This window comes from Jejuibacter sp. L23 (genome assembly GCF_050815825.1).
Classification (GTDB): Bacteria; Pseudomonadota; Gammaproteobacteria; order Enterobacterales; family Enterobacteriaceae; genus Jejubacter; species Jejubacter calystegiae.
Genome location: NZ_CP138199.1, coordinates 2208163 through 2220442 on the forward strand (window position 1 = coordinate 2208163; position 12280 = coordinate 2220442).

Below are 12280 nucleotides of genomic sequence, written 5' to 3' on the forward strand. Positions count from 1 at the left end.
TATTTCCTTCATAATTGGCGAAAATTTCGCAATCAGGCTTTCATTACTTTACGACACCTGTGGTTACTTGACTCCGAAAGCCCTAAACTCATTTCCGTCAACGCGACAAAGTAACGTCGCCGAATAACTGAATAAGGATAAGATACTATGCGTAAATTAACTGCGATTATTGTTGCTTCATCTCTGGCTCTGGGCGCGGCGAATCTGGCACATGCAGCCGATACGTCCACGACCTCCGCAAAGGAAGACGCAGTGAAGATGCATCATCATAAAGGCCCGCGTGGTCCGCATCATATGATGATGTTTAAAGACCTTAACCTGACCGATGCCCAGAAGCAGCAGGTTCGCGACATTATGAAGGCCGAGCGTCAGAAAATGCCGCGCCCGAATCTGGATGAGCGCCGCGCCATGCACAACCTGGTCGCCAGCGATACCTTTGACCGGGCCAAAGCTGAGCAGATGATTGAAAAAGGGGAGAAACAGAATCAGCAGCGCATGCTGTCGATGATGGAAACCCAGAACAAGATTTATAATGTGCTGACTCCGGAGCAGAAAAAGCAGTACAACGCCAATTTTGAAAAGCACCTGACCAAAAAGCAGGATCGCATGAATAAAGCGGCTGCTGAATAAACGACGATGCCCCTTTGGCCATCATAATAAAAACCGCCGTGCGAAGTTCGCCGGCGGTTTTTGCCGTTTATCGTTCACGCCCTCTGATGCGTACCAGTAATCCGTAGCTGAGGCTGGCTACCGGAAAGGCGACAAAAAAAGCCTGATCGCGAAAAACGATGCCGCTGATAATGCCAATCGCCAGGGCGAGCATCCCGTTGACCCGCCAGCGACGCTGTCCACTGTCATAGAGTGCGGTGACATCAACATGACCGCGTAAGATAATATAATAGTGCACCAGCATAATGCCCAGAATCGGGGCCAGGCAGGCGGAAAACAGAATCTGCACCCATGCCAGATGCGCCATCAGCAACCAGGGCATCAGCAGAATACTGAGCAGGCCTACAATCCAGGTCGCAGCGGCAAAGGAGAGGCGCGGACACAGATTCAGCAGCACAAGGGTTGCGGGAAAGATATTGGCGCAGGTGTTGGTGCTCCACTGGGCAACCACCAGTGTCAGACAGCCGATGACCAGTATTAGCGGTTGTTCTCTGAAGGAGACCTTCATCATCTCTACCGGATCGTAGTGGCCACTCAGTACGCCGGAGATAAGACCGGTACCCGACAACACCAGACCGCTGATAATAAACCCTGTAAAAAAGGCGATAATCATCGCGCGGTTGCGCATGAAAAATGAGGCTTCAGGACCATTGGGTGCTAACCGTAATTTACGTGACAGATCGCTGCCGTTCAGGGCTTCGGAAAGCCAGCCGCCCGCGAAAACGGAAATTGCGCCAAATAAGGTGAAACTGTCCGGCGTTGGCGGTTCTGGGGGACGTTCAAAAACCGTCAGCACCGTAATATCGTGCGTTTTCAGCAGCCACAGCACCATGGCACACAGCATCAGTGCCAGTAGCGGGATAGCCAGCCAGCCAAATCGCGACATGGATTTGACCCCCCGGCTGGCATTAACGATTTGGCAGCCAGCGAAAATGGCGAAGACTATCCAAAAGTGGGAAAAACCGAGCCAGGTTTCCAGGATGGTATTAATCGCGCTCGCTCCCAGCCAGGTGATGATGCCACACCAGGTGACACAAACGGCGGCGCGGGCCAGCGAACCGACAATGGCGCCCCGCAGTCCAAAGCAGTCGCGGATAAACAGGGTGAAGGGGACGCCATAACGGGTACCAATATCGCCGGTAAGGGTAATCAGGCAGGCGACCAGTGAAAACCCGAGTAGCGCACAGAGTAAAATTGCCAGCGGACTGAGCGTTCCGGCAAAAAAGATCTGGGTGGGAATAATCAATCCGACAACGTTCACCACCATGGCGGCGCACAGGATGGCGAGATCGAAGGTGGTAAGGGTTCTTTGCTGTGCCGTGCTGGGTAGTAGCTCCGGACTCATTCTGTTATTCATGGTCTGCTCCCTGACTAAAAGATGTGTACTTGCCGAACCCGGTCAGCGTGGGCCAGGCGGCGCCCGATCAGGCAAAAGGGTAAAAGTGGCGAATGATCGCGGTATCAAGGCTGCGGTGCAGGTACTGGCCCTGCCCGTGGTTGCCAAGAAACTGGCCCCGATGAACGATGGTTTCACCACGTAACAGGGTGGCGATAACCCTGCCTGTCGCCTGGAACCCTTCATACAGGCTGTAATCACAGCCGTTATGCAGATCCTGCTGACGCAGAGTCCAGTGTTCGCTATCGTCAAGAATCACCATATCGGCATCGCTGCCGGGGAGTAGGGTACCCTTCCGCGGGTAGCAGCCCATCAGTCGGGCGACGTTGGTGCTGGTGATAGCCACCAGTTGGTTAAGGGTGATGCGTCCGGCAGCAACGCCTTCGGTTAACAGAATGGGCAGACGAGTTTCCATTCCTGCCACGCCGTTGACGACCAGACGAAAGTCCTGAATCAAATTGCCCCGGGCATCGCGCTGTAGCTGGCGCTCTTTCTCTTCGCGGCTAAATGCGCAGTCATCTGAACCGGTGACGGAGATGACCCGCTGCTGGATCCCCTGCCATAACGCCGCCGCATCCTCAGGTCGTCGCAGTGGAGGAGAACAAATAGCGAGATGGCCATTTGCGGGATCCTGATACAGATCGTCAAACCGGGTCAGATAGTGGGGGCAGGTCTCGACATAAATGGGAAAACCGCGGCGCTGCGCCCGTGCGGCGATATCAAGACACTCGCCGTGGGTGGTGTGCACGATCAATAGCGGGCTCCCCAGCCCGGTAGCCAGCGATACGGCGCGCTGGAAGGCTTCGCTTTCACAAAGCTTCGGTTTATGTTCGGCGAAGTCGCGCCATGTGAGCTGTCCCGCTGCAACCTTATGTTGGTAAAAATGCTCGACGAGCGCATCGGACTCGGCATGGACCATCGGCAAAATGGGGTGCTGGCGGGCCAAAGTGAAAATTCGGACCAGCGTCGCGTCGTTGGCCATGACGCCTTCCCTGCTATAGGTCATAAATAACTTAAACGTTGGACAGCCGGCGCGAATAAGCGCGGGAATTTCTGCACAATGGCGGGCAGATGCCTCGATAAATTTACCGTGTACGGCGTAATCCACCGCGCACTCCGCCATTTCTTCCCGCCTTTCATGTAGTGCCTGCAATACCGATTGTTGTCGTCGGGTATTGGTAAAATCGAACAGGGTGGTTACGCCACCAAAAGCGGCGCAGAGGCTTTGTTGATAAAAAGAGAGTCTGCCGGTGATGCCCTGAAAAGGCGCCTGCACATGCATATGGGCATCGATCAAGCCGGGTAACACCTTATGGTGGCGGGCGTCGATGATCCGCCGGGCTGGCGCCGTCGAGCCTGGGGTCAGTAATGCAGCGACGCTCCCCTTATCGACGGCGATATCGGTGTGAAAAGTGCCCTCTGTTAATACTAACAGCGCATCTTTAACGATTAAGTCGTACATAGTTATTATCCCTGGCACGGGCCGGTATTAAAATGACAGTAAGAAATAATTCCCAGGCGAAATATGACTGGGGAATATTGAGTGTTGAGAATATGGTGATTTAAAATAATGATTATGTGGCGAGATTGGTAGGCTTTTTTTAGTGATGTTTACCACACAATTAAATGTAATTTATATTGTATAGGTTCATACTTAAACGCATTATTTTTAATACTAATATGAATGTATAAATAAAGTATTTTAGTTAAAGGCGTAAAAAAATTGGGGATGATGGCAATGGCCCGGAAGGAAGGTGCCGGGCCATTTTGTCATTGTCATTATTATTATTAATAGCGACGGATCGCCAGCCAGCACAGCAGCGAACCGCCTACCACCATCATCACCCCCTGCCAGAAAGGCCAGCCGGGCATCAGACCCAGCCACAGGCTGGCGATCAGCGCGGAAAGTACCGGGGTAAAGTAAGAGGCGGTAGCCAGCAGCGTCATATTGCCGCGTTGGATCCCGAAGTTCCATGCGGCGTAGGCCAGCGCCGTAGAGCCGCCCATAAACAGCAGTTGCAGCACCGGGGAAAGCGCAAAACGCAGCGGCGGCTCGTCGCCCAGACTGTATTTTATCCACAGAATCAGCGCGGTAGCGCAGAAAAACAGCGGCACGCCGCTTTTGCCGCCGCCCCAGCGGCGGGTGAGGTTACAGTACAGTGCCCAGACGGCGGCGGCGCTAAAGGCCAGGCCATAGGCCAGCGGATTGTCCTGCACGTTTCGCCACAGCGGCACCGGGCTCCAGGCGCCATCGCCGCTCATCACCCGCCCCACACCGGCTACCGCCAGCAGCAGTCCGGGCCACAGCCACCACGACGCGCGCTGGCCGTTAAGCAGCAGCGCCAGGGCCACCGTCAGTCCCGGCCACAGGTAGTTGATCATTCCAAGCTCCAGCGCCTGAGTTCGGGTATGGGCCAGACCGATCGCCAGCGCCAGGGCGATTTCGTAGAAGACAAACAGTCCCCCGCCGATGAGCAGATAGCGGCGCGTCAGCGCCGTCGGGCGGGGCAGTCCCTGGGTCAGACACAGCAGACATGCGCTCAGGGTGTAGATGAGTGCCGCGCCGCCGCCAGGACCAAAGTGTTCACTGATGCTGCGCAGCAGTCCGACCGAGGTGCTCCACAGCAGTATAGCGAGTAGCCCAAACAGGGTCGCGCGCCGGGTGATTACGTCCATTGTCAAAAATTCGCCATCATGGCGCCTGTCATTAATCCAGAAAAAGGGGTGAGGAAGGGCGCCCGCACGAATGGCGGGCGCTGAAAGTTATCGGTGCCAGAAGTCGTCAAAGACGGTAATGGGCGGGCGACGCTTATGTTCGGTTTTCTGATACCAGTTCTCAATAATCTGTGCCGCTTCAGAGCCGACCGTTTTCCCTTCCAGATAGTCGTCGATCTGATCGTAGGTAACGCCCAGGGCGATTTCATCTGGCAGGGCGGGACGGGAGTCTTCCAGATCCGCGGTTGGGGATTTCAGATACAGATGTTCCGGGCAGCCCAGGGTTTTAAGCAGCAGCTTGCCCTGGCGTTTATTCAGACGGAACAGCGGGTTAATGTCGGTGCCGCCGTCGCCGTATTTGGTGAAGAAGCCCGTTACCGCTTCGGCGGCGTGATCGGTACCGACGACCACGCCGTGGGTCATGCCGGCAATACTGTACTGGGCTTTCATGCGCTCGCGGGCTTTCTCGTTACCGCGCACGAAGTCGCTTAGTTCGATACCTGCCTCGCGCAGCGTCTGCTCGCTGGCCAGTACCGCGGCCTTAATATTGACGGTCAGTACCCGATCCGGTTGGATAAAGGTGATGGCGTCCTGGCAGTCCTGTTCATCGGCCTGGGTGCCAAACGGCAGACGTACGGCGATAAACTGGTATTCGTCGTTGCCGGTTTCCTTACGCAGTTCGCTGATGGCGGTCTGGCACAGCTTGCCGGTCAGGGTGGAATCCTGCCCGCCGCTGATACCGAGAACCAGGGTTTTCAGAAACGGATAGCGCTGCAGATAAGACTTCAGAAAATCGACGCTGCGGCGAATTTCCTGCCTGGCGTCGATTACCGGTTTTACGCCAAGTGCCTTAATAATCTCTTGCTGTAGGCCCATCTCCCCCTCCATAAAAATGAATCATCCGCGACGGCGGATGCAAAAAAATGCTGCTTTAAACTAACCCGTTGGACGCCAAACGACAAGAGAGGGGGGGCGAGGGGGCGGGTAAATGGCGCGTTTTTCGGCAGATCAGTGGGTTGCATTTCTATTTAGAGTTTTCTTAAAGTGCGCGTCGCCTGTTAACAACTTGAAAAAAATTGTTTTATATTCCAGGATTATTGGACTCGCCGAGATAAAACAGAGGATGAAAAATGAACAAGTTCACAGGATTTTTAGGCGCAGCAGCTGTTTTAACCATGCTGGCAGGTTGTACGGCTTATGATCGTACCGCCGATCAGTTTACTCAGCCGGTGGTTAAGGATGTGAAAAAGGGGATGACCCGCGAGCAGGTTCGCCAGATAGCAGGTCAGCCCTCTTCTGAGGTCTCTATGGTTCACGCCAAAGGTACCTGCCAGACCTATATCCTGGGCCAGCGCGGCAACAAGATCGAAACCTACTTTGTGGCGTTGAATGAGACCGGCCACGTGATTAACTCCGGCTATCAGACCTGTGCCGAATACGATACCGATCCGCAGTCTCCGCAGAAAAAAGTGCTGTAATTGCATCCTGACGGATCCTCAAAACCGCCGGTAAACGGCGGTTTTTTTATGGATAAAAGGGGTGTTCCAGGCCACCGCGAGGTTTTGCGTCGGCCTCGCCCCGTTTTCCCGGAACACTCACCGGACAGCCGCGTCGCGCACGGGATGCGCGACGCGGCCGCGACAAATCCGCTATCATAACGGTTTGCCAGTTTTCGTAACGGATCGATTAAACAGCGCTTATGAAACCTCTTCGTCATCAGAATCGCCCGGTTATTAGCTACACCCCCAGGCATGAGCCGGCGCCGCCGGAACATGCCAGACGTCTTGAAGAGTATCGCGATGTCTGGGTGCTGCGTGGCAAGTATGTGGCGTTTGTGCTGGTGGAGAATGCCTTTCGGCGTTCCCCTGCATTTGATATGCCTCAGGCGGCGCAGCGCTGGGCCGACCAGCTGCGTCAGGAGGAGGTATAAAAAAACCCGGTACTGAAAAAGTACCGGGTTTTTTATTTAGCGCGGAGGAGGTTAGCGGTGAGCCAGTTCGGCTTCCTCGTCGCTGTTAAGCACTGCTTTATCGGTCTGACGCAGTAGCTGGCTGGTGATGGTGCCTGCCGTCATAGAGCCATTCACGTTCAGGGCGGTACGACCCATATCAATCAGCGGCTCTACCGAGATCAGTAGGGCCACAAGGGTCACCGGAAGCCCCATGGCTGGCAGGACGATAAGCGCGGCGAAGGTCGCGCCGCCGCCCACGCCCGCCACACCGGCGGAGCTGACGGTAACAATACCCACCAGGGTGGCAATCCACATCGGATCCAACGGATTAATCCCCACGGTCGGCGCGACCATGACCGCCAGCATCGCCGGGTAAAGTCCGGCGCAGCCGTTCTGACCAATGGTTGCCCCAAAGGAAGCGGCAAAGCTGGCAATAGATTCCGGAATGCCCAGACGCTGAGTCTGTGCTTCAACGCTCAGCGGAATGCTGGCGGCGCTGGAGCGGCTGGTAAAGGCGAAGGTCAGTACCGGCCACACCTTGCGGAAGAAGCGCAGCGGGCTGACGCCAGCCAGCGACAGCAGCAGAGCGTGCACCACAAACATAATGGCCAGGCCCAGATAGGAAGCCACCACGAAGCTACCCAGTTTCACGATGTCATTCAGATTAGAGCTGGCGACGACTTTGGTCATCAGGGCCAGCACGCCGTAAGGCGTCAGCTGCATCACCAGGCGTACCAGCTTCATTACCCAGCTTTGCAGAGTATCGATGGCGATCAATACCCGCTCGCCTTTAGGGGCGTCATCTTTCAGCAGCTTCAGCGCGGCCACGCCCAGGAAGGCGGCGAAAATCACCACGCTAATAATTGACGTGGGGCTGGCGCCGGTCATATCGGCGAACGGATTTTTCGGTACGAACGACAGCAGCAGTTCCGGTACCGACAGGTCGGCGACCTTACCGGCATAGTTGCTCTGGATAGCGTTCAGGCGTGCGGTTTCAGCGCTGCCCTGAACCAGCCCTTCGGCACTCAAACCGAACAGATTGGTGACCAGCACACCGACCAGGGCGGCGATCAGGGTGGTCAGCAGCAGCAGGCCGATGGTCAGTACGCTAATTTTGCCCAGCGAAGAGGCATTATGCAGGCGGGCCACGGCACTGAGGATACAGGCAAAGACCAGCGGCATGACGATCATCTGCAACAGTTTGACATAGCCATTACCGACCACATTAAACCACTCAATCGACTGCTTCATTACCGGGTTGTCGGCACCGTAGACCAGATGCAGGCCCAGGCCAAACAGCACGCCCAGAACCAGACCGACCAGCACTTTTTTCGCCAGACTCCACTGACGGTGCCGCGTTTGCGCCAGCGCCAGCAGCAGAATAGCGAACACCACAACGTTCGCTATAAGTGGAAAGTTCATCCCCGTTTACTCCTGAGTTTTGTCTATGACCGCGTATAACTGCGCGGCCTTATAGGTATGGCGCCAAGTGTAACAGCACTAAAAAACGGGAGATTATACCCAAAAGGAATTGAATATTCTTAAATGGAATAACGTGCGGGGTTATTGGCCCATCTGGTGATTAATAAAACGGTCGAAGCCTGTCTGCAGACTGGAAATGACCCAGGATGACCAGCGTACCGCTTCATTATCCGGAGCCGACTGGGGCAGCCACAGCGCATAGCAGAAAAACAGAATGCACAGCGCACGCTCCAGTTGATTGCCTTTTTGCGGCCGGACGATGGGCAGACGGAAACGCCAGCGGCAGGGCCAGAGCAGCGGTACGCCAGCCGGGGTCAGCATATCGGCCAGAATATGGCTCAGATAGCCCAGCACCATACCCTGAATGGCGTCGGCGGGAATCACCCAGCTTTCAGGCACCTTCAGATAGAACAGCGTCAGCGCCGCGAAAACCGCCAGCAGGCTGTGGGTGAATCCCCGGTGACCAAAGGCTCTGGCCACCGGACGCGACACCCAGGGAATGCGTTGCCCCAGGAAGGATTTAGGGTGGTCGATATCCGGCATCAGACAGCTCAGCACCGCAGCGGGCACAATATGCCACCAGTCACCCTGGGCCAGGACCGGCGTCAGCTCCACATTTTTTGCAAATACTGCGCAGGCGATGGAAAAGAGGAGGTGGCCTTCCGCCGTCATGATAAAACCTGGGGTAACTGTCAATTCATCCAGTATAGGGTTTTTATACAGTAGAAGGAAGTGGTGACGTTGTAACACTTTATCACAACGTCACTGTAGTAACAGGGATTAACGGGCGAGCCATCCGCCATCGACCGCCAGCGTGAAGCCGTTGACATAGTCAGAAGCCGAAGAGGCCAGAAATACAGCCGGGCCGCGCAGATCCTCCGGCGTGCCCCAGCGACCGGCCGGAATACGCTCCAGAATCTCCTGGCTGCGGTTTTCATCATCGCGCAGCGCCTGGGTATTGTCGGTGGCCATATAGCCAGGCGCGATGCCGTTAACGTTAATACCGTGAGGCGCCCACTCGTTAGCCAGCAGTCGGGTCAGCCCCAGAACGCCGCTTTTCGATGCGGTATAAGAGGGAACCCTGATGCCGCCCTGGTACGACAGCATGGAGGCGATATTGATAATCTTGCCGCCACTCCCCTGGCGGATAAACTGGCGGGCCACGGCCTGGGAAAGGAAGAATAGCGATTTCAGGTTCAGGTTCATCACCTCGTCCCACGCCTTTTCACTGAATTCCAGCGAGTCGGCGCGGCGGATGGTTCCGGCGTTATTGACCAGAATATCGATGTGACCCATCTCTGTGACGGTGCGGCTGACGATATCCTCAATGGCATCGGTGGTGCTAAGGTCGGCCTGAATAGCCATAAATTTACGGCCCAGCGCGGTCACTTTCTCACGTGTCTCAATGGGATCTTTACGGCTGACGCCCACGATGTCACAGCCAGCTTCTGCCAGTGCCAGGGTCATTCCCTGGCCTAACCCGGTGTCGCCGCCGGTGACGATCGCCACTTTGCCCTGAAGAGAAAATGCATCGAGAATCATAGATTGCTCCTGTCTGGCATGGATTTGGTTCTGCTCTGATGGGATCAATCATAGGCGTGGGAAAGGGAAATAACAAATAAAATGAAATTATGTTTCAAAAATTATGCAACCGGGCGTTTCCCACACCCGGTGGGCTATCAGGGGCGAAGATGGTGGGGAGCCAGGGCGTTAAGCGACTCCAGGCGCACGTCGGCCAGCGCCCAGCGTGGGTCGCCGCGATTTTCAATGGCCGGTACCACGATTGAACGCATACGCGCCGCTTTACAGGCGATCATCCCATTGACCGAATCTTCCAGCGATACGCAGTTAACTGGCGCCACATCCAGCTTACTGGCGGCATCCAGATAAACCTGGGGATGAGGTTTACTAAACGGTAGCCCTTCGGCGGAGGCCAGGGCATCAAACTGATCGCGCAGTTCGAACATGGCTAATACCCGCTCCAGCATGCGCATTGGCGAGGCTGAGGCGAGCCCTACTTTTAGCCCCATCGCTCTACACTGCGCCACGGCTTCGCGTGCGCCGGGCAGCAGGGGGCGTTCTTCTTCGACCAGTGCGATAGCGCGCTCGATGATCTGCGCGGTGGCTTGTGCTTTAGAGATGCCCTGCCAGGGCTGTTGGGCGTACCAGAGATCCACCACCATATCGATGCGTAGTCCCAGAATATCCGGCAGCTCGCCGCGCCTGGTAATATCAACGCCCAACCCGGCCATGACTTCCAGTTCGGCCCGATCCCATAGCGGCTCGGAATCGATCAGCAATCCATCCATATCAAAAATTGCGGCGAGTACCCGACGTTGGTTCGGCATGGTTACCACTCCTGTTAACGGCAAATATAACGAAAGTTCTGCATATCAATAGCCTGGAACGGCGGGGCTTACCAGTGATTTACCCGAACTCACGGCAAAAATCAGGCGAAAAACCGGCGGACGGGTTAGAATCAGGATTCAGGATAGCCTCATAAGCACAAGGGGAGAGGATGACGTATCAACAAGCTGGGCGCGTTGCGCTGTTAAAACGCGTCGCCGGTTGGGTGATTTTTATTCCGGCGCTGGTATCTACCGTGATATCGCTGCTTAAGTTTATGTATGAGCACAGCGAGAAGCGACCGGGCATTGATGCGGTGATGATGGATTTTGCGCATGTGATGATCGATATGGTGCGCTTTAATACGCCGTTTCTGAACTTTTTCTGGCACAACTCGCCGCTACCCGACTTTCATCAGCAAATGAATCCGGGATTCTGGATTATCTATGCGCTGATTTTTGTTGGCATGGCGCTGCAGGCCAGCGGTGCCCGTATGGCGCGCCAGGCGCGCTTTCTGCGTGAAGGGGTGGAAGACCAGCTCATACTGGAACAGGCAAAGGGTGACGAAGGGTTGAGCCGCGCGCAGCTTGACGCCCGGGTGGTGGTGCCGCGCCACACCATTTTTCTGCAGTTCTTCCCGCTGTATATTCTGCCGATTATCCTGATTGTACTGGGCTACTTCTTCTTTAAACTGCTCGGCTTTCTGTAGCGCTTTTCCGCGCCCCAAAAAACGCCCCACGGGGCGTTTTTTGGGGTTGTGGAGGGTATCAGACCGCCAGTACCAGCTCCAGAGTGCGCTGGGCTTCTGTAAGGTGTTTACCGCCAAAAAGGTTAGCCCGGTTCAGCAGGGTATAGAGTTGGTAGACCGGCTGGCGATCCAGGAAATCGACGGGCAGGGGGGAGACGGATTGATAACCGTCGTAGATTTGCGGCGGCTGTTCGCTGTGTAGCGGCAACATGGCCAGATCGCACTCTCTGTCGCCCCAGTAACAGGCGGGATCAAACAGGAAGGGGCCGTCCGGTCCCAGCGCGCAGTTTCCCGACCACAGATCGCCGTGCAGCAGAGAAGGCTGGGGCTGATGGTTAACCAGCCGCCGCTGTACCGCCTCGACAATCTTATCGATATCGCCAAATTCCAGCCCTTTTTCGGCTGCCAGCTCCAGCTGCCAACCGATGCGTTGCTCGGCGAAAAAGGTGGCCCAGCGCCGCTGCCACTGGTTGGGCTGCGGCGTGGTGGAAAGATGATTGTCAAAATCGAGGCCGAACTGAGGCTGATCGCTCCACTGGTGCAGATGGGCCAGCTGCTGACCCAGCAGGAAGGCGTTGTGCGCATCCAGCGGACGCGGCGCCAGATAGTCCAGCAGCAGGAAACTGTAGTCGCGAGTACTGGCCACGCCGCGTACTTTCGGCACTTTGACTGTGCCGCTGCGCGCCAGTAACGCCAGCTGATCCGACTCCGCGGTAAAGCAGGGCAGCATATCGCGCCGGTCGCTTTTCACGAAGATATCATGGCCGGCAAAACGGATGCGCCAGGCGGAATGGACTTCTCCACCCGGAAGTTCCGCGCGCTGTTCAATCTCTCCCTCACCAAACTGCTCGCTTAACAGACGGCTGATAGCTTGCCACATAGACGGTCCCCCGTTGCCTGATGCTCCAGATCAATCATTAGCTTAGCGCTGATACCGGGGTTAAAAACCAGACCTGCTGCACAACCCCGGACG

General features: G+C 55.8%; 13 protein-coding genes. 4 read left to right on the top strand and 9 right to left on the bottom strand.

The genetic code is table 11. The annotated features are described in order from the left end of the window. Positions 1 to 147 precede the first annotated feature (147 nt). Complete coding sequence (gene spy, locus SCU88_RS10130; RefSeq protein ID WP_138097201.1) at positions 148 to 630, top strand: ATP-independent periplasmic protein-refolding chaperone Spy; 483 nt, start codon at positions 148 to 150, stop codon at positions 628 to 630. Positions 631 to 697: 67 nt separating this feature from the next. Here spy and SCU88_RS10135 read toward each other — a convergent pair whose 3' ends face one another. The 4 genes from SCU88_RS10135 to nadE all read right to left on the bottom strand — a co-directional run bounded on the left by SCU88_RS10135 (position 698) and on the right by nadE (position 5656). Then, the gene (locus tag SCU88_RS10135) at positions 698 to 2026 is read right to left on the bottom strand and encodes a cytosine permease (protein WP_175339931.1); all 1329 of its coding nucleotides are present in this window, start codon (positions 2024 to 2026) and stop codon (positions 698 to 700) included. A 67-nt stretch (positions 2027 to 2093) separates the two neighbouring features. After that, positions 2094 to 3527 carry an amidohydrolase family protein gene (locus tag SCU88_RS10140; RefSeq protein WP_175339932.1) on the bottom strand — a complete coding sequence of 478 codons (1434 nt, stop codon included), beginning with the start codon at positions 3525 to 3527 and terminating at the stop codon, positions 2094 to 2096. 326 nt (positions 3528 to 3853) lie between these two features. Beyond that, positions 3854 to 4741, bottom strand: a complete 888-nt coding sequence (gene yddG / locus SCU88_RS10145) for an aromatic amino acid DMT transporter YddG (RefSeq protein WP_175339933.1) — start codon at positions 4739 to 4741, stop codon at positions 3854 to 3856. Between the two features lie 87 nt (positions 4742 to 4828). Further along, positions 4829 to 5656: an ammonia-dependent NAD(+) synthetase gene (gene nadE, locus SCU88_RS10150; RefSeq protein WP_138097205.1), complete on the bottom strand. Its 828-nt coding sequence runs from the start codon at positions 5654 to 5656 to the stop codon at positions 4829 to 4831. 254 nt (positions 5657 to 5910) lie between these two features. On the opposite strand from nadE, the gene osmE reads away from it, so the two are divergent. Continuing rightward, on the top strand, positions 5911 to 6258 hold the full coding sequence (osmE, locus tag SCU88_RS10155; RefSeq protein WP_138097206.1) for an osmotically-inducible lipoprotein OsmE: 348 nt from the start codon (positions 5911 to 5913) through the stop codon (positions 6256 to 6258). 221 nt (positions 6259 to 6479) lie between these two features. After that, on the top strand, positions 6480 to 6710 hold the full coding sequence (gene cedA / locus SCU88_RS10160) for a cell division activator CedA (protein ID WP_138097207.1): 231 nt from the start codon (positions 6480 to 6482) through the stop codon (positions 6708 to 6710). Positions 6711 to 6761: 51 nt separating this feature from the next. Here cedA and SCU88_RS10165 read toward each other — a convergent pair whose 3' ends face one another. From SCU88_RS10165 to hxpB, 4 genes are all read right to left on the bottom strand, one after another. Further along, positions 6762 to 8153, bottom strand: coding sequence for an L-cystine transporter (locus SCU88_RS10165; protein WP_138097208.1), 1392 nt, complete (start codon positions 8151 to 8153; stop codon positions 6762 to 6764). Between the two features lie 141 nt (positions 8154 to 8294). After that, a complete protein-coding gene (locus SCU88_RS10170) occupies positions 8295 to 8885 on the bottom strand; it encodes a metal-dependent hydrolase (RefSeq protein WP_138097209.1) in 591 nt (196 codons plus the stop codon). Positions 8886 to 8993: 108 nt separating this feature from the next. Then, a complete protein-coding gene (gene kduD / locus SCU88_RS10175) occupies positions 8994 to 9755 on the bottom strand; it encodes a 2-dehydro-3-deoxy-D-gluconate 5-dehydrogenase KduD (protein ID WP_175339934.1) in 762 nt (253 codons plus the stop codon). 137 nt (positions 9756 to 9892) lie between these two features. Continuing rightward, positions 9893 to 10561: a hexitol phosphatase HxpB gene (hxpB, locus tag SCU88_RS10180; RefSeq protein ID WP_175339935.1), complete on the bottom strand. Its 669-nt coding sequence runs from the start codon at positions 10559 to 10561 to the stop codon at positions 9893 to 9895. A gap of 170 nt (positions 10562 to 10731) precedes the next feature. On the opposite strand from hxpB, the gene SCU88_RS10185 reads away from it, so the two are divergent. Next, positions 10732 to 11268, top strand: a complete 537-nt coding sequence (locus SCU88_RS10185) for a YniB family protein (protein ID WP_138097212.1) — start codon at positions 10732 to 10734, stop codon at positions 11266 to 11268. A gap of 58 nt (positions 11269 to 11326) precedes the next feature. Here the strand turns inward: SCU88_RS10185 and SCU88_RS10190 are convergent, their stop codons facing one another. Further along, a complete protein-coding gene (locus SCU88_RS10190; protein ID WP_175339936.1) occupies positions 11327 to 12187 on the bottom strand; it encodes a fructosamine kinase family protein in 861 nt (286 codons plus the stop codon). Positions 12188 to 12280: the final 93 nt, after the last annotated feature.

Excerpts from the sequence above, each read along its gene's own strand:
- spy (WP_138097201.1), top strand. The coding sequence starts at position 148 with ATGCGTAAATTAACTGCGATTATTGTTGCTTCATCTCTGGCTCTGGGC.
- SCU88_RS10135 (WP_175339931.1), bottom strand. The coding sequence starts at position 2,026 with ATGAATAACAGAATGAGTCCGGAGCTACTACCCAGCACGGCACAGCAA.
- SCU88_RS10140 (WP_175339932.1), bottom strand. The coding sequence starts at position 3,527 with ATGTACGACTTAATCGTTAAAGATGCGCTGTTAGTATTAACAGAGGGC.
- yddG (WP_175339933.1), bottom strand. The coding sequence starts at position 4,741 with ATGGACGTAATCACCCGGCGCGCGACCCTGTTTGGGCTACTCGCTATA.
- nadE (WP_138097205.1), bottom strand. The coding sequence starts at position 5,656 with ATGGGCCTACAGCAAGAGATTATTAAGGCACTTGGCGTAAAACCGGTA.
- osmE (WP_138097206.1), top strand. The coding sequence starts at position 5,911 with ATGAACAAGTTCACAGGATTTTTAGGCGCAGCAGCTGTTTTAACCATG.
- cedA (WP_138097207.1), top strand. The coding sequence starts at position 6,480 with ATGAAACCTCTTCGTCATCAGAATCGCCCGGTTATTAGCTACACCCCC.
- SCU88_RS10165 (WP_138097208.1), bottom strand. The coding sequence starts at position 8,153 with ATGAACTTTCCACTTATAGCGAACGTTGTGGTGTTCGCTATTCTGCTG.
- SCU88_RS10170 (WP_138097209.1), bottom strand. The coding sequence starts at position 8,885 with ATGACGGCGGAAGGCCACCTCCTCTTTTCCATCGCCTGCGCAGTATTT.
- kduD (WP_175339934.1), bottom strand. The coding sequence starts at position 9,755 with ATGATTCTCGATGCATTTTCTCTTCAGGGCAAAGTGGCGATCGTCACC.
- hxpB (WP_175339935.1), bottom strand. The coding sequence starts at position 10,561 with ATGCCGAACCAACGTCGGGTACTCGCCGCAATTTTTGATATGGATGGA.
- SCU88_RS10185 (WP_138097212.1), top strand. The coding sequence starts at position 10,732 with ATGACGTATCAACAAGCTGGGCGCGTTGCGCTGTTAAAACGCGTCGCC.
- SCU88_RS10190 (WP_175339936.1), bottom strand. The coding sequence starts at position 12,187 with ATGTGGCAAGCTATCAGCCGTCTGTTAAGCGAGCAGTTTGGTGAGGGA.